Genomic DNA, 20,624 nt, shown 5'->3' on the forward strand with positions numbered 1-20,624 from the left:
CAGCGTTCGTCCTGAGCCAGGATCAAACTCTCAACTAAAGTTCAAGTTTGTGACTCATTATTATTTGTTGCTAGCGAATTGACTTCGCAAATGTTTGTTAGACCAAAAGGTCTAGCCTGCACATTTGGTGTCGAAATTTTGTTCAGTTTTCAAAGGCCTACGTTCGTGAAACAACTTTTACATTATATCAAGTGTTCCATTCGATGTCAACATATTTTTTCAATTAATTTTTTAAGAAACAATTGAATCATTGACATATCAGTGTTAATCATCAATAACGCAGTGATTAACGCGCAAGAAATATACTACCAAAAATATATAACGTCGTCAACACTAATTTTGATATTTTTTCACAGCAACTAATTCAGCTTGGCACTGTGGGCATAAACCATAAACTTCTAGCCGATGCCCATTAACCTGAAAACCGGTCAAATTCTCAGCTACAGTATCAACTTGATCAAAGTCCGGAAAGAAAACATCTACAATACGACCACAACGTTCACAAACCGCATGATAATGTTTTGTTTCAGCAAAATCAAACCGTGATGAGCTGTCACCATAAGACATCTCTTGCACAATGCCTAAACGCGTTAATACCCGTAAATTATTATAGACAGTTGCCACACTCATTTTAGGAAAATCTGCAGCCAAATGTCGATAAATTTCATCTGCCGTTGGATGTTCATCACTTTGAATCAAATATCTTAAAACTGCTTCTCTTTGTGGGGTAATACGGACACCACCATCTCGGAGCTTCTTTATGGATTCTTCCATAGCCTCTCTATTCATAAAAGTCACCCATCTTTTTTATAATTATTACAAATTAAATATATCTCGAAAAGGCTTCTAATTCAAGCATCCTTTTTATATAAAAAAGTTTGTTACTATTCTGAGCAGTCAATCGATGTGCGATTCACAATCATCATAGTAACAAACTTATTTTTTATCTGCTATCAAACTTCCCAGGTATGTCGCCTAATACACTAGCCTCACTTTTGCAATTCTGGCGCATCGGTCTTGTACATGTCAGTAGTACTATTGCCATCGTTTTGATGTAGCAGTGAATTCTTATCTAGATCAGCCTTTAATGTCTTACTTGCCTTAGACTTCTTATAGCTATATTTTTGCTTATCTACTTTTTTGAAATCTTTAGGTGTATAGAATCTGAGTAAATCACCAGTAATCACACGATCAGAAAGAGATAATTCTGTCGCAACGTGGTTTGTCATTTGATCCAACGTTTTCTTCTGGGTAACCGTTGGATGCTTCAATGCTTCACCATTTTTGGTATTGTAATAAGCACTACCGACTTTAGTATAATCTGGTGAAACAAAATCCCCATTTCGAAAAGCCACGGTCTGATTCTTTTGTGGCGAGAGGATATCTTGACCAAATTGAATACGGTCATTGTCCGGGATACCCACAAGATTCAATAATGTCGGTAAAACGTCAATTTCCCCGGCATAGGTATGATTGACGCCACCTTTAAGTCCAGGCATATGGATCATCAGCGGCACGCGTTGAAATTGAGCATTATCAAAGTTATTAAAGCTATCTTTATCCAGTAATTTAGCAACTGCTTTTTTATGATTTCCAGAAATACCATAGTGGTCACCATAAAAAACGATCATTGTATTTTTAGCGAGTCCCGAATCATTTAGCCAATTCATAAACTCACCAACAGATTGATCTAAATATTTTGCCGTTTGCACATAACCATCTACAGTACTGTCACCAGTATCCGTCTTAGCAATTGACTGATTTTGTTTGTCCAATAAATACGGATAATGGTTCGTCACAGTGATCAGTTTTGCATAAAAAGGCTGTGGCAGCTGCTCCAAATATGTCGCTGCATCCTTTAAGAAAATCTTATCTTTGAGCCCATAACCAATGCTATAAGCAGACTTTTTCGGGTAATAATTAGAACTAAAGAAATAATCATACCCCCAAGACTTGTAAGTATTATCTCGATTCCAAAAACTAGGAACATCACCATGAAAAGCGGCAGATGTATAGCCGTTTTGATCAAAAATTGCTGGCGCCGCCTGAAATGTATTTGTTGTGCCATATTGAACCATTGCCGGACCTTCTGCCAACCCAAACAATGAATTTTCGAGCATCATTTCAGCATCTGCCGTTTTACCTGTACCAACTTGATTGAAGAAATTATCAAAACTCAATGTATCACTTTCATGATAAATCTTATTAAGGTTTGGTGTTACCTCCTGACCATCCCACTTAAAGTCGATCAAAAACTGTTGAAAACTCTCTAAATGGAAGATAATAACATTCTTACCCTTAGCAACACCAGAATATTCTGCATTAACCGGCACATGATTTTCTTTGATATACTTTTGCACAGATTGAAGATCACTGGCATTTGCATTATTTTTTGCAGCATTCGATTGCGCTGCTTTGACGCCATCATAGACTGTATAAGCATTTAAGCCTAAATACTTAACAATATAATTATTGTCGAATGTTCGTGTCAAAAGGCCAGAACGATCACTCTCGGCAAAACTCAAATTAAAGCCAAATAAAATACCAGAAATTGCTGTGACGGTCATAGCATAACGCTTTTTAATCGGACGAACATCCATGTGAATTGCTTTGAAAGCCAACAATAAAATCAAAATAAGCACATCTAAAAAAATCAAAAAATCAGATGGATCCAAGATACCTAAAATACTCTTACCTAAGTTATTAGATACTGCACCAGACCCTTTGATCAAGTTAATGCTTAAAAAGTCTGAAAACTCTCGATAATAGAGAACATTGGCAAAGAGCCAAAAACTCGTCACAAAATCAATCAATAATAAATAGATATATGACTTTCGTCCTGCAAGATAAAGCGCAATACCAAACAATAAAATTGTTGTGGGAAAAGGATTGATCATTAACAATAAGTGTTGGATCGAACCCTTTGCACCAAGATTAAACTTATTTAAATACGTCCACCACGTCTTTAGCCAGAAAAGAATAATGGCCAGCATGAAAAAGCCTACGCGGGTATTCAAGATACCGCGAATCTTTTTGCCGACTGTTTTCAACATAATTACGAAAGCCTCCACAAAAATATTCATAAAACTTCGTCGCATCAATAGCCAGACTGTATTGTACTATGGCCATGTGAATTTTTTATGAATTATAAATTTACAAAAAAATAAGCCGGCAAAGCTGTCGTTGCTGGCCCACTTCCACTCAAATCGAAAGAAAATATTCTAAATTACTCATCCAATAGATCAAAGATCTCCATTGCCGCAAGATCAATATTATCAAAATCAAACGTTTGATGTGACTTTGTTTCCTCTAACGTATAGATATCACTTTTAGGATTAAATGATACGACGCCCTTTTCAACACCATTGGCCTCGAAGCGTCTTGTTTGAATCTCATCGCTATCTTCGACTTGCATTGCCTCCAAGCGCTTGATGATAGCAACCAATTGTGATTTTTCCATTAAAAAGGCCTCCTTAAATAACTAATAGCAGTTTACCAGAAAAAGCGGCATAAAACAGTATTTTTTTATATTTTATTCAATTAACTATCATATTCTGATAGTATTAAATTATGAGGTGAAATTTAATGGAAAATGAGAGACAAATTAATCAACAAGTAACTAAAATAGCTGTTTCGGGCATCCGTCAATTTGATGAAGCCGTCAGTAAAATTCCCGATATATTAAAATTGACATTGGGTGAACCGGATTTTAATACACCAGCACACATCAAACAAGCGGCGATTCAAGCCATTAACGATAATTATAGTCATTATACTGGTATGGCTGGATTATTAGAGCTAAGGCAAGCTGCAAGCACTTATTTTGAAAAATTATATGGCCTGAAATATGCAGCTGAAGATGAAATTTTAGTGACTGTTGGTGCCACTGAAGCCATTGCTACAGCCATTACGACAGTTACAAATCCGGGCGATGCTGTTTTAGTCCCCACACCAATTTTTCCAGCCTATTTACCTTTGATTACCTTAAATCATGCACAGCCGATATTCATCGACACTTCAAAAAATGGTTTCGTCTTAACGCCAGAAATGATCAAGGCAGCTATTGCATCACATCCAGATGCACATATCACAGCAATTATTTTAAACTATCCAAGTAATCCCACGGGTGTTACTTACGATCAAAATGAAATCACTGCTATGGCTAAAGTCCTCAAGACTGCAAATTTATGGGTCATTAGTGACGAAATTTACAGTTCGCTAACTTTTGACCACGATCATTTTTCAATAGCAAATATTTTAAGAGATCAAACAATCTTGATTAACGGTCTATCAAAATCGCATGCAATGACCGGTTGGCGCATCGGTTTTTTACTTGCGCCTAGGGTAATTACCGATCAATTGAAAAAAGTCCATCAATATTACGTCACTGCTGCAACCACGATTTCTCAAAAGGCGGCCGTAGAAGCCCTTACCAATGGATATGAAGATACACAAACTATGAAAGCTGAGTACATTAAGCGGCGAAACTATTGCCTTGCTGAAATCAAAAAACTTGGTTATGAGGTTGCTCGACCTGATGGTGCATTTTATCTATTTATTAAATTACCGAATTGGTTCAAAGGCTCAGCCCAAGAGTTTACTTACCAATTAGCCCAAGAAAGTAAATTAGCCTTAATTTCTGGCGAAGGTTTTGGTCCTGGCGGTGAACGTTACTTCCGTTTGAGCTATGCTGCTAGTTTAGCAGATCTCAAAAAAGCCATGACGCGTTTGGGTGAATTTACACAAAACCACGCGACTTCAAAACTGTAATTTTTTATATCAAAAAGTGGCTGGGACAAAACTAACGTTTTGTTTTCAGCCACTATGTGTTTACGAACAATTCAATTTTAAACGTGTTCCAAAAGGCAACACCTTCACCTAACCACGAATGGCTCAAATGGCAAGTTCACCATTTGAGCCATTCTTGTTAGTGATCTGAGCGCCTTTTGTCTCACTCTCTTTTATGTTTAATGACTTTCTTGATCAGCCTTAGCAGCGGTTGGGGGCGCAGCTTTAATCGGTACGGCCAACGCACCGATTCCTAAAAACATACCAAAGTAATAAGTTACAAAGCGCCAAAGCAACATACCGATCAATAATTTACTTGGATTAGTCAAAAAGATTGCAAACAGCGTTTTAAAACTGTATTCTGCCCCACCAGTGCCACCTGGAATCGGAAAGATCGATGTGATCATAACGATCATAACGTGCATTGCAACGACATTTAAAAAATCTGCCTTTGTCTGTCCCAGTGCCAGTAAAATAAAATATGGAATGGCATAAAAAATAATTAACTGTATAAACGTTAGGATTGATGCTTTAATGACTTTCCTTTTTTCACGTTTCAAATGTAAACTTTCAGCGTAAAAAGTATCCACTTTATCATCTAGATTTTTTTTCCAACGCGTAACCTTTTCAGGTTTTAGGAACCACCCTAACGGAACTGTCGCCCACTGTAATAATTTCTTTGTAAATTTATATTGGTACATCACCAATAACAAACCTGCGATCACAAATAAATGTAGCGCAAAACCTGCTACGATCAACCAGGCAATACCATGAAAACGACTGACAACTTCATGAAAACCAAACAGCATCGTCAGCACAAAATTGATCAAAACCATCATCTGATAAATAATAAACTTCATCAAAAGAACTGAACTTGCTTGGCCAGCCTCGATTCCTGACTGCATCATTGCGATCAATTGGGCAGGCTGCCCCCCGGAAGAAAATGGCGTAATACTATTAAACAGCTGCTCGATCATTGGTACTCGAGCAGCATTTCGAAAGGGAAAATAAGCAACTCGGCCACGCAAAAGAACCTGAAGTACATGCGCCTCAAGCAGCAACTGCCCTGCCATCATTAACAAGGCTACCAGCAGCCACCAAAAGTTGAGCGTTCGAAACCCCTGAATTAAAGTTGATAATTTTTCAGTTCGTGCTTCCCACCAAAAAATGCCTAAACCTACGAATAGCATTATCAAGAAAGCAAGTTTATTTTTTCTTGTCATTATGCTCCTAATTTTTCATTAAATCTTCAACAAGCTGAGACATTTGATTATGTGCTTGTTTTAAATAGAAGTCTTGCCAAATTTTTGCCAAATTCTGTTCTGAAAATTTTGTAGCCGCTGCTTTAGCTGCCAATTTAAGGCGTTGCCGTTCTTCGGGATTTTCTTTCAAATAAACCAACTGTTCATCTAGTCCAGCCAAATCACTTCCAGAGGCATAATAACCTGAAATGATGGCTTGATACAGTGGCAGATCACGTAACAAAACTGGGGTTTGACAGCTAAACGCTTCAAGAACAGACATAGGAAATAACTCATCATAAGAAGGCAGTAAAAAAACATCTGCCATATTGTAAAAATCTACCAACGATTTTCGCTCGACAATACCTGTAAATGTTAGATTTTTAGGCGGATTATCAATAATTTTTTTATATTTCTCATAACCGTCTGTCATTTTACCGAAAGAAAAACCACCGGCCCAAACAAAATTCATTTCAGGATGGCGTTTCGCAAGTGCAACAAAATCATCGACACCCTTGCGTTTCTGAACTTGACCATCACCAAACACAACAAAGGCATCGGCTTTAATACCAAGGCTGGCTCTAGTCTGCGCCTTTTTGTGCTCAGACTGCGCATAAAATTCATCTTGAGAAACAAAATTGGGAATATAGGCAATTTTAGATTTAGGAATACCATATGCCGCTAATTTATCAATGAAAATAGGGTTCACAACAACGATCTGATCCATGCGTTTATAAAAAGCAATCACATACTTATCTAAGATTGCCTTGATTGGCCGTGGCAACTGTAAACTGCCTTCTAACGTTTCGGGTAAGAAATGAACGTATCCTATCTTACGACCACGGTGACCTATGAATGTAGACAAAAAAAATTGCGGATCGATCGTATGATAGTGACTGATATCAGCACTACCATATTGATTGACCGTGACCTCAAACGATTGTTGGCCATATTTTTTTAACAAACGCATTAATTCCAAATAGGCGCTACCAACCCCCTGGCCAGCAACTTTATCCGCTGAAGAGAACATGTTGATATGGATCATTTCAAAAACTCCTTATCTGAAATTTCTTCAGGTTCATCATCCGATGCCACAAAAATAGATTGAGCATTGTGATAAAAATCCAATATTCTGTTTCCAAACGTATCTGCAGAAATTTCATTTAATTTTTGGCGTCTTATAATTTCGTCATTAAAGGCCGCTGGATGTAATAAGTATTGTGAAATCTCCGCAACCATTTCACCTGGAGTATTGAATGTTGCACCAACAGAAGGATCATCAAACAGCTTGTTCACATAAGGCTCTGAATATACCACGCACTTTACACCTGCCGCTAACGCCTCATCAAAAGTCAATCCTTGCGTTTCAGAATCACTGGCTGACACAAACAAGTCAGCTGACTTATAATAATCATTAACGTATTCATGGTCAATTTCACCAGCAAAACCAACAAAATCTTGCAGTCCCATCTCAGAAACAAGTGCTTCTAAATCTTCTCGCGCTGGGCCATCGCCCACAATTAGCAAATAGGCATCTGGACATACCGCTAAAATCTGCGGCATGGCTTTGATCAAAACATCCAGCTTTTTTTCCTGACCAATTCGACTCAATGATAACAATAAGTGGCGCGCACCAATGCCATATTGACTCCGGACGTCAATTGAAACCGGCCGACTAAATCTCGTTAGATCAATACCGGTGGGAATAACCGAAATTGGTATTTTGATCTTATAGCGTTTGAGTGTATGTAATACGCGATCACTTGGCGCTACCACTGCCGTCATGTGCGTCAAATACATTTTAGTAAATTGCTTAACATGTGCGGGTTTTAGAAGTTTACCATTCAAAACATAGTGTAAATAATCTTCGTACATCGTATGGTAGGTGTGTACACAAGGTATCTTTAAATTTTTGGCGACAAATTTACCAATCATGCCCATCGAAAATTCAGTTTGCGTATGAACAATGTCTAAATCTAGTTCCTTAGCAACTTCCAAAGCATGAAAAAGACCGCGTACCGCAATTCGTCTATCTGTAAAAGATACGAACGGTACGCTTCCAAAACGAAAAACATTAGGTTCAGTTTCATCCTTATCCACTTTTGGATCAGTTGTTGTAAATATATATACTGAATGCCCCTTAGCTTCCAGAACATTCTTGAGTGTCTTGATCGAAGTCGCGACACCACTAATCTGTGGGAAGTAAGTATCAGTAAATAAACCGATATTCAATTACCTTCCCTCCTTCACTAAACATACAACGTTCATTATAAAGTCATAAAACGCATTATGCAATTTACTAGTTATTATAGCAATAACTCATTTAAAAATTATCCCACTTTTGACCTATTTGTGCATGGTTTTCCCATATTTTGCTGGCCGATTCTTATGCTGACCTTTTAGTGTTTTATATTTTGTGTTATTTTGCTTCGTCAGGCGGCCATTATGCATCTTGCCTCGCATATACTGTCCTTCCAAACGTGTTGGCACCCAATGTCTTAGCGTAGTGGCCATCTCTAACGCCCGCTGACGTCGAACTTGATTGTGCTCTTGCACTGCCGCCTGTGCGACATCATTTTCTAGGTAATTGATCAACTTTTGATTATAGGCTACCAAAGCGTCGGTTAACGGGGCATCTTTGTATTGATTAAATAATTCCGAAACGAATCTAATCGCATCTTTAGCATCCTTAGGCTGGTAAAAACGATCTTGTATCATAATTTCACTTCTTTATTAAATATAAATATTAACGTCTGCTTGATGGTATTTTTGTAACTGCTGTGATTTCGAATTGAAAAACTGGCCGCTAACATGGTCTGAGATCCTGACCGAAAACGAAGCTGCTTCCTTAGTTGTAGAAACGGCTAAATCAGCTGTTAAATTCATCACATCAAAAGCGCGCCCGAAAACAACTTCAAACGCTGAAGCTTGCGTCAAAGGAATGAACAAATAAAGACTCAAACTACGCTGACTGTAACGCATCTTAGTAATCGTAAAACCAGACTGCCTGATCTGTTCCCGAATGGCTAAGATTTGGCCAATCTTGGTTTGCAATTCATGCAGCTTTTTAATCGTCTTTTGCCAATCCGCATATTTCTCAAAAAATTCATCCGTTGGATAATCTCGAAAATAGCCATATAAAAAACTAGGCGTAAATTCAAAATCAGACGGTAACCGCACAGTTTCAGCTTGCTTGATCAACAGCCGCATAGCTGTTTCATCCTCATGTAAACGAGCTTCTACTTTTTGAAAAATTGGAAATTCTGCTGAACCTTCCTTTGCTAAAATCAGTTGCCGCTTTTGTTGAATCAACGTCTCCAAAAAATTCAAATCACTCATGTCGGCATGATCGATATAGTTTCTCAATTCATTTGCACTAATATATTCACCAATATTCACTGTACGCCGCTTACGTTTGCGTTTACTCAAATTGATCACCTTTTCTAAAAAAGTCTAATTATCGCTAAGGAGAATACTTTTGATATTTTCAATTTTGCGGTTAGTTTAGTGATAAGGCTAAATGTAAAAGCTTCTGAATTCATATCATAACGTAAAATAAGCAAAACTACAAAAGCTACCTATTGAAGTAACGTACAATCATAAATATTATGCCACACAAAAAGCCGAGGTAAACATACCCCGACTCAAAAACTTGCTTCTTGCTTATAGTAAACCAACCGCCATCGACAGCATCATAAACTTGTTGTTGATCAGCAGTATCAACTGATAGAAGTTTAGCTCGACCCGCTCCAATTTTGTGAATAAAGTCTGTCGTTATGAACTGTTACGTAGGCAAATCAGCAAACCCATTTGATAACCATCAGACGCTAATTTCTCGGCAATTTAGCACTGATACCTTGTGCTGAATCGGTAAATAAAACAACTTTGCGCATAACAATGACCACTACATTTAAATTGACATCAGCGTAGTGCAATTAGTACCTTAGCGAAAGCGCTTCTTCAAAATATAACTCAAGTTATTCTACCTCTTTTCCTTGCCATTGCGATTTGTCTTGCGATTTTCGCATTAAAAAATAAATTTGCTTATAATTAAAATAGAAAATCAAGGAGGCGTTATTATGTCAAACAGAGATAAATTAGACGGTATGAAAGATCAATTCTCAGGTAAAGTTCAAGAAGGTGCTGGTAAATTAACCGGTGATAAGGAAAGAGAAACTAAAGGCAAAGGCAAACAAACACTTGGCAAGCTCAAAGAAAAGGCAAACGACGTTAAAGAAAACCTCTCAGATAAAGCTGGAAATACACTCGATAAAGTTAATGAAAAATTAAATAATAAGAACGACAAATAAAATCTTGCTATTAATTAAGCCTTGCAGCACAAATCTAAATTTTGTGTTGTAAGGCTTTTTTAGCTGAATCTGATTTTAAAGTAAGTATCTTAAAATTGATTGTCGTTTGAAATATATACATTATAAAAACAGTTGTACCAGCAGTGATGAGGGCTGAACATATCTTAGACAATTTCCTAAATCTGTCTTATTTGTGATATTAAAAATCTAACTTAACCGAAGAAATGTAAGTTCATCAAATTTAAATGTTTTATATTTATTTCTGTCGATCGTTAGCTCTGCATTTTTTATGGGGCATCGACAGATCGAATTCATCCCATAATATCAACTGTTCCATTAAGCTAAAAGAAATATTGTATAAAAATAAAATGTACTTTTTGTACATCGACAGATCAGGTCATGAAAATATGTTATTCTATTGATGTAGTTGTGCCTTGGGTTTTTATCTAATAGAACTGGAATGTAAATTATATTTAAACTGATCGACGGTATGATCATGTTGTTGTTTTTATCTAATAGAACTGGAATGTAAATCGCACTTGATGTGTGGCAAAGGAGTGGAATTATTTAAAGTTTTTATCTAATAGAACTGGAATGTAAATTCAATCATTGCTAATGAACTTTGTTGATCGCCTTGGCGTTTTTATCTAATAGAACTGGAATGTAAATAGTAAAGTTCAAAAAATCGATAACCGATACTTAATCGTTTTTATCTAATAGAACTGGAATGTAAATCTGGTTAGGGGCATTGTGGAAGGTCTTACCGAAGCAGGTTTTTATCTAATAGAACTGGAATGTAAATGAAATTTGATGCCGGCGTGGGCGGCACAGTGCAAACAGTTTTTATCTAATAGAACTGGAATGTAAATTAAGTTACACCGTCACCGCCACCGTAGAGCTGCTGGGTTTTTATCTAATAGAACTGGAATGTAAATCTTTTTGAAGGACGCGTAATAAGAAATGAAGAGGTTAGTTTTTATCTAATAGAACTGGAATGTAAATATCTATTTCAGGGCCTTTGTTGTTATTTGGACTATTGTTTTTATCTAATAGAACTGGAATGTAAATATCGCTATTAGTTTGTAATTCTTTTATAGCAGTTATTGTTTTTATCTAATAGAACTGGAATGTAAATGATTTGTTTAGTGAAACGGCTTTTAATTTAATCAAGTTTTTATCTAATAGAACTGGAATGTAAATCACCAATGATCTGTAATAAAATATTGGCCTTTTCTGTTTTTATCTAATAGAACTGGAATGTAAATTATTATCAGTTGAATCTTTTGTATCTAACCCATGCCAAGTTTTTATCTAATAGAACTGGAATGTAAATGACGAAGTAATGTTTGCCTTGAATGATAGCCTAGAAGTTTTTATCTAATAGAACTGGAATGTAAATGTATCTGAGTTATTTTTGCCATTCGGTGTGAAGTTAAGTTTTTATCTAATAGAACTGGAATGTAAATAAAGCTGACAACTCAAGTAAGTCTCAAGACTATCAAGTTTTTATCTAATAGAACTGGAATGTAAATTAGTTTTGCGGTGATTATCAATAATATCACGCATGTGTTTTTATCTAATAAAACTGGAATGTAAATGGATCTGGGAAAGTCATTCTACTAAAGTTAACCTTGTTTTTATCTAATAGAACTGGAATGTAAATCAAGAAGAGCAGTATCTCAAGCAACAAGTTTATAGTTTTTATCTAATAGAACTGGAATGTAAATAAAGATAAGCCCCATAGCTGAGAGGCTTATTTTTTAGTTTTTATCTAATAGAACTGGAATGTAAATAAAAATGCGACTAGAGGCATGGTCATGCGAAGTAGGGTTTTTATCTAATAGAACTGGAATGTAAATCTTAGAAACATTAGTACCAACAGGTAAGGCAAAGGTTTTTATCTAATAGAACTGGAATGTAAATAGCATTTGAACTTGCAGCAGATCAAGATGGTAACCTAGTTTTTATCTAATAGAACTGGAATGTAAATCCATCTTCGTTACGCCAGCCAATAAGTTGACACATGGTTTTTATCTAATAGAACTGGAATGTAAATCTTTTCAATCACACGAGAACCGCTTGGCGTGGAAACGTTTTTATCTAATAGAACTGGAATGTAAATATCCAGATAGCTGTTAATCGCGTAATCGCGCATAAGTTTTTATCTAATAGAACTGGAATGTAAATATTCGACGAATCCATCGAACAGCAAACTATGCACATAGTTTTTATCTAATAGAACTGGAATGTAAATATCAAGATGGGAATCGCTTGGCTAGTTTTCAATTAGTTTTTATCTAATAGAACTGGAATGTAAATAAAATAACACGGGATGATGAGATGGACATTAGTTTTCGTTTTTATCTAATAGAACTGGAATGTAAATTCATTTACTGTAGCAATTTGATCATTTGGTACGCCGTTTTTATCTAATAGAACTGGAATGTAAATAGTATCATAACCGGCATGTATTCATGGATAATTGGAGTTTTTATCTAATAGAACTGGAATGTAAATCTGATTGTTCCAGTAAAGGTTTGAATAACCTTGACGGTTTTTATCTAATAGAACTGGAATGTAAATCCACAAGTCATAATTATATCGTTGTCATTAATATTAATTTTATCTAATATTACCAGAATATAAATTAATCATCGCGCAATACCTTGCCAACCAGATAATTGCGGCTTTATCTAGCAGAATTAGGACATAAATAACCAACCACCGCCACACAATCTTACTGCGTTATTCTTAGTCATTAGATTACTTCCTTAAATTATATTTTTAATCATCCTACCCTTATTTGTTTGAGGACAACACAACCAGTGTTATTCAATTAGTAATAAGTCTTTAATAAAGAATTATAAATCTCTGTACTTCGATAAATCCAATTATCTATACTTATTTGGTTCTTTTGCAATGAATGGTTGTCAAAATATTTGTAGGAATTTTGAGAAGCTAAATTCTGAATGGTCTAACATTTTTGTTACAGCTAATTAACAGACGGTCAGCCTTTGGGAAGAATTAGTAATTTACACATGACCAAATATCAGATAGATTCTGATTTTGGAATTCTGTTGTCTTTAAAGTCATGGCTGGTACTTTTAATGTCTTTGATCTTACGGTCGATTCCTCTGCCCAGGTCAGATCAATATTGTAATGACCAACTGCTAGGTTATAGCTCAGTCTTTTGATTTCCAATATTTCAGAGCCACGCAAGAAAATACACTAGTTAGCTTTAAGCAATTTATATCCTCTATTTTTCAGATTCAAATAGATCAATTGTCGCGTATCCGCCATATTAAATAATTTTAACCGACGGGTTTTCTTACCATATTTGATCAAGCTGCCTTCAAAGTCACAGTTTATGCAACGTATTTCCGGGCTTTCTAGCTTGGCATGGTAAACAGCGGCACGTTCATCTTTGATCTTTTTCGTTTCAAAAGGCAGATTTTCATCAAATTTTATATTTTTATCCTTGATTCCTAAAACATTTTCTGTAGACTCAGTAGTAGGGAACATCATTCATCCTTCTTTCAATTGGTTTTGGTCGACTTGATTGTAGCATAGGAACATGGTGTTTCTTTTTTGTGTCTCAAAATTGGTATAAAAATAAGGTGCCAGTGGACTGAACACCAACACCAAATAGTTTCATTTTTAACCGGTCGGTCACTGAATTACTAAATAAGTATTCAATACCTATTGGCGTAATTTATGCATTATGGTACTTCACTGTTTCTCCAGATACTCTCGTTACTTTAGTTACACCAGTAATATAGCCGTTCTTGGTCATATCCATCAAGATATACTGCCAATACTTGGCATTGTACTGACTACCCAATTGTTCAAGCTGGTTATTAGTTATTGACTGACCTTGTTTAAGCAATGAATAAAGCCGCTTCAATAATAAATACATAATCACAAAGTAATTCATCTTTCGCCATTGAATCACTACCTAAGATTCGGCTAACTTATCGACAATTGGTTCTAATTGCCTACCAATTTCGTTAATTTCTTCATTGGTAAAGCCATAATAAATATAAACATCATCGAATTTTTCTTCAAAGTCAGCCATCCCATCATCGGTCAGCTCTTTCGCAAAATCTACATCGGGTAAATATTGATGAACAATTTTCAACTCACTCTTCGTCAATAATTCATTTATTCTCACTATGATTCCTCCACTTTTTTCGTTTAGCTGACGTTTTATACCCATTAATAATATTTCCAGTCTGTGGGTTGATTATCACCATAACATTTTCACCTAAATATTTTTGAGCGAGTTTATCATTTGAATATTCAAAAGGAAAAATATGCAATGGTTTTTCCAGTACATTCTGTGCTCTATATAAATTAAAACCACGTTCCAGAACTTGGTCAATCAAATGCTGAGAGATATTCGGGACCTTGATACTCGTACTTATTTCTGTACCATTATACTATTTCTTTCATCTTGTCGAACCAAATTATACCACTCATGAAATCTAATCTCTTTAATCAACTTACCCTTGCCCGTTTCAGAATCTCGCATCTAACGCTGTTCAATTGGTGGTAAACCTTCCAGATAAGATATGGTGGATACATGAATCACTGGGCTTGTGTTCACTAGCTTGAATGTCACTTGGTTCAATAGCACAAGTAGATGTTTCTAAAGTTACCATCTATTTATACTTTTCTATGTTAGATTCCTCGTATGCTTTAGCCGTTGCTTATTCAACAATGTGCCCCAGCTCTGTAATGATCAATCGGTGGATATTATTCCACTTTCCATTGGTAAAACTTTGTTACAGTCCTCTAGCTAATCGTGCAGAACCATATCCCAATAATGTGTTTTTTAACATGACATTCATTAATTGGTTGGACAACTTTTTGCGATAGTTCTTCCAGATCCATGCTAAAAAATCCTTGCCATCTTTGCCCAAGGCTTAGCAACTGTATCTTTTCGTTGCTTCTCGGTTAATTTCACAAAGTCACTACACTCCGATTGACTGAGTTCCATGTATAAAAAAAGACACCAACGTGCCTATTTTTGATTTCTTGGCATACCTAAAGCGTTCACGATAATAGCTTCTACCAAAACTAACGCCACAAAAAAATGTCAATAACACTAAAACTAAGGACTTTGGAATTATAAAACGAAACATTCTAAGAGGTATCGGTATTGTAGTGAACAAAATAATTAGGTTGGCCCATAAAGCTAGAAAAAGTCTGCGACTATCTTCAAGATGATTTCTTCTTCTTTCATCTTGTCTCAGTGCTTTATAGATGTCGTTTGATAAAAAAGTGTGGCGATGGAAGACACTAGCCCAATCATGTTTGGTGTTTTAGCAAAATACACAACCACTACAATTGAATACATTACAAATAATCACCCTAAAACAGTATATCTTAAGGTTCTATACTTTTTGGTGTTGGTGGACGTCAGTCCACTGGCACCTTATTTTTATACCAATTTTGAGACACAAAAAAGGAACACCATGTTCCTATGCTACAATCAAGTCGTCTAAAACCAATTGAAAGAAGGATGAATGATGTTCCCTACTACTGATTCTACAGAAAATGTTTTAGGAATCAAGGATAGAAATATCAAGTTTGATGAAAATCTGCCTTTTGAAACGAAAAAGATCAAAGATGAACGTGCCGCTGTTTACCATGCCAAGCTAGAAAGCCCGGAAATACGTTGCATAAACTGTGACTTTGAAGGCAGCTTGATCAAATATGGTAAGAAAACCCGTCGGTTAAAATTACCTAATGTGACGGCTACACGACAACCGGTCTATTTGGAATTGAAAAAACAACGTTATCTGTGCAAGCAATGCCGAACGACTTTTATGGCAAAAACTGAGGTTGTGGCAGCTCATTGTTCGATCACTCGACCAGTTCACTGGGCGATCACCCTGGATGCTCGTACCAACACGTCACTCAAAACTATTGCCCAGCGCTATCATATCTCAAGCGCTTCAGTCCAACGGATCTTGATCCAAGATAACGCCTACTCACTTCAAGAAAAGCGGAATTATTTACCAGAGCATCTTTGTTTTGACGAATTCAAAGCAACAGACACCTATAGCTTTATCTGGATGGATGCCCAGAGCCATGCCCTTGGGGCTGTCCTGCCTTCGCGTCGCATAGCGACACTCAAGGATTACTTCTTAGGTTTTCCTTTAGCCGAGCGGCTAAAAGTTAAAAGTATCGTCGTTGATCTGAATGCGGCCTACATCAATTTTATTCCAGCTGTATTTCCCAATGTACAGATCATTATCGACCGTTTCCATATCATCAATATGGCTAATCGTGCTTTGAATACCTGTCGTAAGCGGTTGATGAAACAACAGAAACGCAGTTCCAGAGAATATAAATTACTTAAATCTAACTGGCGTATTTTCTTGCGTGATGCTAAAACTTTGGAAGCCAAAAAACTGAGTTATCACCCGACAGTTGGTTATTACGATACCGATGTCAATCTAGTCCATCTTGCTTTGAGCTTAGATGAGACCTTCAAACAAACTTATGAAGTTTACCAAGGCACTTACTCAGCAGTTCACGATCGTGATGCGAAAGCTTTGAAAGCAGTCTTGAATAACTACCGACCATTACACAATGAAATGGATACGACTATCAGAAGCCTTAAAATACATTGGCAGGCACTCCTCAATAGTTGCCGTTATGACTACTCCAATGGTCCAATTGAAGGGGCTAATCATAAAATCAAAGAGATCAAACGTACCAGTTATGGCTTTAGAAACCAACGGAATTTCAAGCTCAGAATTTACCTGCAATTCGCCCATATCTAAATAAATAAAGCAATCCAGCCAAAGGCTGGCAGACCATTACTTGACGGTAACAAAAAAGTTAGACCGATTAAGATCTAACCTCTCAAAATCTTTATAAAAAATGTTCACCAACACTCATTGACAAAGAACCTATCTTAACTGCTAGGGGTAAACACATATTAAATTTTGCGATGCTGATTGTTTTGGCATAAATAAAAGACACTTACTAAGAGTGTCTTTTATTTATGATCAACTTCTTTGATAAGAATTAAATATCTCTCTAATATAACTAGCCAGTTCTTTTGAATACGGATAGTTAATATATAGCGATAATGATAACGGAAGCACATGCCGTCTATCTCTCGTTTGTTGAATCCGATACATGTTCAAAGATATATGTGGTATATTGGGCAAGTTTACGATAGATCTTAGATTCGGAAATTGCTCTTCAATTTTGCTTTTCATTGAACTATATACATTTACATCTTCAGTTTCGAAATTAAAGATTTTGGATTCTTTTATTGATTCAGACACCACAGCTTCTAATTCGTAATTTCCAGCATTATCATTATTCATAATTAATCGCCTCCAAAAAAAATAGTATCTCAACAATTGTCAAAATACCAGGAGCCGATTATTTGAAAATAAAAACTTCGCTAAATTGTGAGTATCCAGCTATTGTTCCCCCCTATGATACACCTCTGAGATGAGCCGAGTTGTTGACCAGGAAGTAGTCGCAAATACCTGTACGCAACTACTACCAATACTTAATTTTTTTGGGTCTTTGACAATCTATACCGTTCCCTTATCTATCAATAGGTACAGCGTTTCATGCTAACAAATCTGCTAACAATTTTTAAAAATTAGCCAATTGTTAGCATGATGTTAGCAGAAATATTTTTTCTAGTACATTCCAATATTTTTTCAAAATAAAAAACGTTGATTTCTCAACGTTCTTTGCTTGTTATACTTTCTAATATTTAGTTAAAAAGTACATATGATACCGGTGATCGGGGTCGAACCGATACGTCCTCGCGGACACTGGATTTTGAGTCCAGCGCGTCTGCCAATTCCGCCACACCGGCATGTAGTAAAAACATATTAGCTTCGCCAATAAAGGCGGTAACCGGATTTGAACCGGTGATGAAGGTTTTGCAGACCTCTGCCTTACCACTTGGCTATACCGCCACCAAGAAATTCAAATCCACCGATTATAAATCGGATATTGGGTTAGCTGGATTCGAACCAGCGCATGACGGAGTCAAAGTCCGTTGCCTTACCGCTTGGCTATAACCCAAAAGTAAAAATGGTACAAGGGCGGAATGTGGGGATCGAACCCACGCGTGCCGGAGCCACAATCCGGTGTGTTAACCACTTCACCAATTCCGCCATGGTAAGCAGGGATAGTAGGAGTTGAACCCACATCGACGGTTTTGGAGACCGTTGTTCTACCATTGAACTATATCCCTATAATAAGTGGAGGAGAGTGGATTCGAACCACCGAACCCGAAGGAGCGGATTTACAGTCCGCCGCGTTTAGCCACTTCGCTACTCCTCCATTATATGGCGCGGGACAGAATCGAACTGCCGACACATGGAGCTTCAATCCATTGCTCTACCGACTGAGCTACCGAGCCATATAAACGGTCCCAACCGGATTTGAACCGGTGATCTCCTGCGTGACAGGCAGGCGTGATAACCCCTACACCATGGGACCAAAATTGCGGGAGCAGGATTTGAACCTACGACCTTCGGGTTATGAGCCCGACGAGCTACCAGACTGCTCCATCCCGCGATAACAATAAGGAGGATGTGGGATTCGAACCCACGCGTGGTTTGACCCACCTGACGGTTTTCAAGACCGTTCCCTTCAGCCGGACTTGGGTAATCCTCCATCATCAATAAAAATATAAAAAAGGGAAATGACCCGTACGGGATTTGAACCCATGTTACCGCCGTGAAAGGGCGGTGTCTTAACCACTTGACCAACGGGTCGAACTAAAAACGGAGAAGGAGGGATTTGAACCCTCGCGCCGCTTGCGCAGCCTACACCCTTAGCAGGGGCGCCTCTTCAGCCACTTGAGTACTTCTCCAAATGGGCCTAAATGGACTTGAACCATCGACCTCACGCTTATCAGGCGTGCGCTCTAACCAACTGAGCTATAGGCCCATTATAACACAAGTGTAAAGCGGGTGACGAGAATCGGACTCGCGACAACAGCTTGGAAGGCTGTGGTTTTACCACTAAACTACACCCGCGTTATTTTTCAAATGGCGCGGGACAGAATCGAACTGCCGACACATGGAGCTTCAATCCATTGCTCTACCGACTGAGCTACCGAGCCATATAAACGGTCCCAACCGGATTTGAACCGGTGATCTCCTGCGTGACAGGCAGGCGTGATAACCCCTACACCATGGGACCAAAATTGCGGGAGCAGGATTTGAACCTACGACCTTCGGGTTATGAGCCCGACGAGCTACCAGACTGCTCCATCCCGCGATAACAATATTAATGGTCCAAGTGGACCTTGTAGGACTCGAACCTACGACCGGACGGTTATGAGCCGTCTGCTCTAACCAACTGAGCTAAAGGTCCAAGCACTATAGCGGCGAAGGGGATCGAACCCCCGACCTCCCGGGTATGAACCGGACGCTCTAGCCAGCTGAGCTACACCGCCAAAAAATATAGTTCTTTATTTGTTGCAATCGGGAAGACAGGATTCGAACCTGCGACCCCCTGGTCCCAAACCAGGTGCTCTACCAAGCTGAGCTACTTCCCGATGATGCACCCAGTAGGAGTCGAACCTACAACCTTCTGATTCGTAGTCAGACACTCTATCCAATTGCGCTATGGGTGCATGTATGCCGAGGACCGGAATCGAACCGGTACGGAGATCACTCTCCGCAGGATTTTAAGTCCTGTGCGTCTGCCAGTTCCGCCACCCCGGCATTGGGACTGGTTAAAGCGGAAGACGAGATTCGAACTCGCGACCCCCACCATGGCAAGGTGATGTTCTACCACTGAACTACTTCCGCATAAATGCCGACTAGACGATTCGAACGCCCGACCCTCTGATTACAAATCAGATGCTCTACCAACTGAGCTAAGTCGGCATTATTTCCTATTACCAAGTACGGGTGAAGGGATTTGAACCCTTACGTCCTTCGGACACTAGAACCTAAATCTAGCGCGTCTGCCAATTCCGCCACACCCGCATCATCTGGCAATGAGTCGTGACAGGCTCGAACTGTCGACCCTCTGATTAAAAGTCAGATGCTCTACCAACTGAGCTAACGACTCAATGGAGGTTACAGGGCTCGAACCTGTGACCCTCTGCTTGTAAGGCAGATGCTCTCCCAGCTGAGCTAAACCTCCATCTAAAGCGCGGCGACTTCCTAACCTCGCAGGCGGTTGCCCGCCAACTACTTTCGGCGTTAAGAAGCTTAACTTCTGTGTTCGGCATGGGAACAGGTGTTGCCTTCTCGCTATCGCCACCGCACTTCTCCTG

General features: G+C 38.1%; 15 protein-coding genes, 27 tRNA genes, 1 rRNA gene and 1 CRISPR repeat array. Of the genes, 3 read left to right on the plus strand and 40 right to left on the minus strand.

All coding sequences use genetic code 11. The features are described from left to right. Nucleotides 1-333: 333 nt before the first annotated feature. The 3 genes from FHQ08_RS11005 to FHQ08_RS11015 form a co-directional block, all read right to left on the minus strand. On the minus strand, nucleotides 334-789 hold the full coding sequence (locus FHQ08_RS11005; RefSeq protein ID WP_230914465.1) for a Fur family transcriptional regulator: 456 nt from the start codon (nucleotides 787-789) through the stop codon (nucleotides 334-336). Nucleotides 790-989: 200 nt separating this feature from the next. Then, complete coding sequence (locus FHQ08_RS11010) at nucleotides 990-3,050, minus strand: LTA synthase family protein (protein ID WP_330166092.1); 2,061 nt, start codon at nucleotides 3,048-3,050, stop codon at nucleotides 990-992. A gap of 176 nt (nucleotides 3,051-3,226) precedes the next feature. Beyond that, the gene (locus tag FHQ08_RS11015) at nucleotides 3,227-3,460 is read right to left on the minus strand and encodes a YkuJ family protein (RefSeq protein ID WP_230914467.1); all 234 of its coding nucleotides are present in this window, start codon (nucleotides 3,458-3,460) and stop codon (nucleotides 3,227-3,229) included. A gap of 125 nt (nucleotides 3,461-3,585) precedes the next feature. Here FHQ08_RS11015 and FHQ08_RS11020 point away from each other — a divergent pair, with 125 nt between their 5' ends. Next, nucleotides 3,586-4,770: a pyridoxal phosphate-dependent aminotransferase gene (locus FHQ08_RS11020; protein ID WP_230914468.1), complete on the plus strand. Its 1,185-nt coding sequence runs from the start codon at nucleotides 3,586-3,588 to the stop codon at nucleotides 4,768-4,770. Nucleotides 4,771-4,967: 197 nt separating this feature from the next. On the opposite strand, the gene FHQ08_RS11025 is transcribed toward FHQ08_RS11020, so the two are convergent. The 5 genes from FHQ08_RS11025 to FHQ08_RS11045 form a co-directional block, all read right to left on the minus strand. Beyond that, nucleotides 4,968-6,011, minus strand: a complete 1,044-nt coding sequence (locus FHQ08_RS11025; protein ID WP_230914469.1) for a lysylphosphatidylglycerol synthase transmembrane domain-containing protein — start codon at nucleotides 6,009-6,011, stop codon at nucleotides 4,968-4,970. A 7-nt stretch (nucleotides 6,012-6,018) separates the two neighbouring features. Then, nucleotides 6,019-7,074 carry a glycosyltransferase family 4 protein gene (locus FHQ08_RS11030; RefSeq protein WP_230914470.1) on the minus strand — a complete coding sequence of 352 codons (1,056 nt, stop codon included), beginning with the start codon at nucleotides 7,072-7,074 and terminating at the stop codon, nucleotides 6,019-6,021. Then, complete coding sequence (locus tag FHQ08_RS11035; RefSeq protein WP_230914471.1) at nucleotides 7,071-8,261, minus strand: glycosyltransferase family 4 protein; 1,191 nt, start codon at nucleotides 8,259-8,261, stop codon at nucleotides 7,071-7,073. Before FHQ08_RS11035 ends, FHQ08_RS11030 begins: the two co-directional genes overlap by 4 nt. Nucleotides 8,262-8,375: 114 nt before the next feature. Then, the gene (locus FHQ08_RS11040) at nucleotides 8,376-8,747 is read right to left on the minus strand and encodes a hypothetical protein (RefSeq protein WP_230914472.1); all 372 of its coding nucleotides are present in this window, start codon (nucleotides 8,745-8,747) and stop codon (nucleotides 8,376-8,378) included. 15 nt (nucleotides 8,748-8,762) lie between these two features. Next, on the minus strand, nucleotides 8,763-9,458 hold the full coding sequence (locus tag FHQ08_RS11045; protein WP_230914473.1) for a hypothetical protein: 696 nt from the start codon (nucleotides 9,456-9,458) through the stop codon (nucleotides 8,763-8,765). 650 nt (nucleotides 9,459-10,108) lie between these two features. On the opposite strand from FHQ08_RS11045, the gene FHQ08_RS11050 reads away from it, so the two are divergent. Continuing rightward, a complete protein-coding gene (locus FHQ08_RS11050; RefSeq protein ID WP_230914474.1) occupies nucleotides 10,109-10,339 on the plus strand; it encodes a CsbD family protein in 231 nt (76 codons plus the stop codon). 438 nt (nucleotides 10,340-10,777) lie between these two features. Continuing rightward, a CRISPR array of direct repeats spans nucleotides 10,778-12,922; the repeat unit is 30 nt; unit sequence GTTTTTATCTAATAGAACTGGAATGTAAAT. Between the two features lie 645 nt (nucleotides 12,923-13,567). Here FHQ08_RS11050 and FHQ08_RS11055 read toward each other — a convergent pair. The 3 genes from FHQ08_RS11055 to FHQ08_RS11065 form a co-directional block, all read right to left on the minus strand. Beyond that, a complete protein-coding gene (locus FHQ08_RS11055) occupies nucleotides 13,568-13,861 on the minus strand; it encodes a hypothetical protein (protein ID WP_230914475.1) in 294 nt (97 codons plus the stop codon). 190 nt (nucleotides 13,862-14,051) lie between these two features. Further along, nucleotides 14,052-14,291 (minus strand): YjcQ family protein, encoded by a 240-nt coding sequence (locus FHQ08_RS11060; RefSeq protein WP_230914476.1) that lies wholly within the window; start codon nucleotides 14,289-14,291, stop codon nucleotides 14,052-14,054. 3 nt (nucleotides 14,292-14,294) lie between these two features. After that, a complete protein-coding gene (locus tag FHQ08_RS11065) occupies nucleotides 14,295-14,510 on the minus strand; it encodes a hypothetical protein (RefSeq protein WP_230914477.1) in 216 nt (71 codons plus the stop codon). Between the two features lie 1,360 nt (nucleotides 14,511-15,870). Here FHQ08_RS11065 and FHQ08_RS11070 point away from each other — a divergent pair. Further along, entirely contained in the window at nucleotides 15,871-17,133 is a 1,263-nt protein-coding gene (locus tag FHQ08_RS11070) for an ISL3 family transposase (RefSeq protein WP_230914478.1), read from the plus strand. Nucleotides 17,134-17,361: 228 nt separating this feature from the next. Here the strand turns inward: FHQ08_RS11070 and FHQ08_RS11075 are convergent, their stop codons facing one another. The 29 genes from FHQ08_RS11075 to rrf all read right to left on the minus strand — a co-directional run bounded on the left by FHQ08_RS11075 (nucleotide 17,362) and on the right by rrf (nucleotide 20,615). Beyond that, nucleotides 17,362-17,688, minus strand: coding sequence for a hypothetical protein (locus FHQ08_RS11075; RefSeq protein ID WP_230914479.1), 327 nt, complete (start codon nucleotides 17,686-17,688; stop codon nucleotides 17,362-17,364). A gap of 425 nt (nucleotides 17,689-18,113) precedes the next feature. Further along, nucleotides 18,114-18,197: transfer RNA gene (locus FHQ08_RS11080), tRNA-Leu, on the minus strand. A gap of 32 nt (nucleotides 18,198-18,229) precedes the next feature. Then, nucleotides 18,230-18,300: transfer RNA gene (locus tag FHQ08_RS11085), tRNA-Cys, on the minus strand. Between the two features lie 37 nt (nucleotides 18,301-18,337). Beyond that, nucleotides 18,338-18,409, minus strand: a tRNA-Gln gene (locus FHQ08_RS11090). Between the two features lie 19 nt (nucleotides 18,410-18,428). Beyond that, nucleotides 18,429-18,501 (minus strand) — tRNA-His (locus FHQ08_RS11095). A gap of 9 nt (nucleotides 18,502-18,510) precedes the next feature. Beyond that, nucleotides 18,511-18,581 (minus strand) — tRNA-Trp (locus tag FHQ08_RS11100). An 8-nt stretch (nucleotides 18,582-18,589) separates the two neighbouring features. Then, a tRNA-Tyr gene (locus FHQ08_RS11105) sits at nucleotides 18,590-18,670 on the minus strand. A 6-nt stretch (nucleotides 18,671-18,676) separates the two neighbouring features. Beyond that, nucleotides 18,677-18,749, minus strand: a tRNA-Phe gene (locus FHQ08_RS11110). Between the two features lie 7 nt (nucleotides 18,750-18,756). After that, nucleotides 18,757-18,829, minus strand: a tRNA-Asp gene (locus FHQ08_RS11115). Between the two features lie 4 nt (nucleotides 18,830-18,833). Beyond that, nucleotides 18,834-18,907: transfer RNA gene (locus FHQ08_RS11120), tRNA-Met, on the minus strand. Nucleotides 18,908-18,916: 9 nt separating this feature from the next. Beyond that, a tRNA-Ser gene (locus tag FHQ08_RS11125) sits at nucleotides 18,917-19,006 on the minus strand. Nucleotides 19,007-19,035: 29 nt separating this feature from the next. Next, nucleotides 19,036-19,107: transfer RNA gene (locus FHQ08_RS11130), tRNA-Glu, on the minus strand. Nucleotides 19,108-19,117: 10 nt separating this feature from the next. Then, nucleotides 19,118-19,205, minus strand: a tRNA-Ser gene (locus tag FHQ08_RS11135). Nucleotides 19,206-19,208: 3 nt separating this feature from the next. Continuing rightward, a tRNA-Ile gene (locus FHQ08_RS11140) sits at nucleotides 19,209-19,282 on the minus strand. A gap of 18 nt (nucleotides 19,283-19,300) precedes the next feature. Continuing rightward, a tRNA-Gly gene (locus FHQ08_RS11145) sits at nucleotides 19,301-19,371 on the minus strand. A gap of 13 nt (nucleotides 19,372-19,384) precedes the next feature. Continuing rightward, nucleotides 19,385-19,457: transfer RNA gene (locus FHQ08_RS11150), tRNA-Phe, on the minus strand. Between the two features lie 7 nt (nucleotides 19,458-19,464). Next, nucleotides 19,465-19,537 (minus strand) — tRNA-Asp (locus FHQ08_RS11155). A 4-nt stretch (nucleotides 19,538-19,541) separates the two neighbouring features. Further along, nucleotides 19,542-19,615: transfer RNA gene (locus FHQ08_RS11160), tRNA-Met, on the minus strand. Between the two features lie 22 nt (nucleotides 19,616-19,637). Then, nucleotides 19,638-19,711: transfer RNA gene (locus tag FHQ08_RS11165), tRNA-Ile, on the minus strand. Between the two features lie 8 nt (nucleotides 19,712-19,719). Further along, a tRNA-Met gene (locus FHQ08_RS11170) sits at nucleotides 19,720-19,793 on the minus strand. Between the two features lie 28 nt (nucleotides 19,794-19,821). Then, nucleotides 19,822-19,895, minus strand: a tRNA-Pro gene (locus tag FHQ08_RS11175). A 4-nt stretch (nucleotides 19,896-19,899) separates the two neighbouring features. Further along, nucleotides 19,900-19,973: transfer RNA gene (locus tag FHQ08_RS11180), tRNA-Arg, on the minus strand. Between the two features lie 5 nt (nucleotides 19,974-19,978). Next, nucleotides 19,979-20,064: transfer RNA gene (locus FHQ08_RS11185), tRNA-Leu, on the minus strand. Nucleotides 20,065-20,079: 15 nt separating this feature from the next. Beyond that, nucleotides 20,080-20,151: transfer RNA gene (locus FHQ08_RS11190), tRNA-Gly, on the minus strand. A 5-nt stretch (nucleotides 20,152-20,156) separates the two neighbouring features. After that, a tRNA-Thr gene (locus FHQ08_RS11195) sits at nucleotides 20,157-20,229 on the minus strand. 19 nt (nucleotides 20,230-20,248) lie between these two features. Then, nucleotides 20,249-20,331, minus strand: a tRNA-Leu gene (locus FHQ08_RS11200). Nucleotides 20,332-20,343: 12 nt separating this feature from the next. Continuing rightward, nucleotides 20,344-20,416, minus strand: a tRNA-Lys gene (locus FHQ08_RS11205). Between the two features lie 2 nt (nucleotides 20,417-20,418). Beyond that, nucleotides 20,419-20,491 (minus strand) — tRNA-Val (locus tag FHQ08_RS11210). A 7-nt stretch (nucleotides 20,492-20,498) separates the two neighbouring features. Then, nucleotides 20,499-20,615: ribosomal RNA gene (gene rrf, locus FHQ08_RS11215) — 5S ribosomal RNA — on the minus strand. Nucleotides 20,616-20,624 lie beyond the last annotated feature (9 nt).

The organism is Agrilactobacillus fermenti (assembly GCF_021030645.1).
In the GTDB taxonomy this organism is placed as follows: Bacteria; Bacillota; Bacilli; order Lactobacillales; family Lactobacillaceae; genus Agrilactobacillus; species Agrilactobacillus fermenti.

What these genes read in the sequence shown, in the direction of transcription:
- FHQ08_RS11005 (WP_230914465.1), bottom strand. Translation starts at nt 789, where the DNA reads ATGAATAGAGAGGCTATGGAAGAATCCATAAAGAAGCTCCGAGATGGT.
- FHQ08_RS11015 (WP_230914467.1), bottom strand. Translation starts at nt 3,460, where the DNA reads ATGGAAAAATCACAATTGGTTGCTATCATCAAGCGCTTGGAGGCAATG.
- FHQ08_RS11020 (WP_230914468.1), top strand. Translation starts at nt 3,586, where the DNA reads ATGGAAAATGAGAGACAAATTAATCAACAAGTAACTAAAATAGCTGTT.
- FHQ08_RS11025 (WP_230914469.1), bottom strand. Translation starts at nt 6,011, where the DNA reads ATGACAAGAAAAAATAAACTTGCTTTCTTGATAATGCTATTCGTAGGT.
- FHQ08_RS11030 (WP_230914470.1), bottom strand. Translation starts at nt 7,074, where the DNA reads ATGATCCATATCAACATGTTCTCTTCAGCGGATAAAGTTGCTGGCCAG.
- FHQ08_RS11040 (WP_230914472.1), bottom strand. Translation starts at nt 8,747, where the DNA reads ATGATACAAGATCGTTTTTACCAGCCTAAGGATGCTAAAGATGCGATT.
- FHQ08_RS11050 (WP_230914474.1), top strand. Translation starts at nt 10,109, where the DNA reads ATGTCAAACAGAGATAAATTAGACGGTATGAAAGATCAATTCTCAGGT.
- FHQ08_RS11055 (WP_230914475.1), bottom strand. Translation starts at nt 13,861, where the DNA reads ATGTTCCCTACTACTGAGTCTACAGAAAATGTTTTAGGAATCAAGGAT.
- FHQ08_RS11070 (WP_230914478.1), top strand. Translation starts at nt 15,871, where the DNA reads ATGTTCCCTACTACTGATTCTACAGAAAATGTTTTAGGAATCAAGGAT.
- FHQ08_RS11075 (WP_230914479.1), bottom strand. Translation starts at nt 17,688, where the DNA reads ATGAATAATGATAATGCTGGAAATTACGAATTAGAAGCTGTGGTGTCT.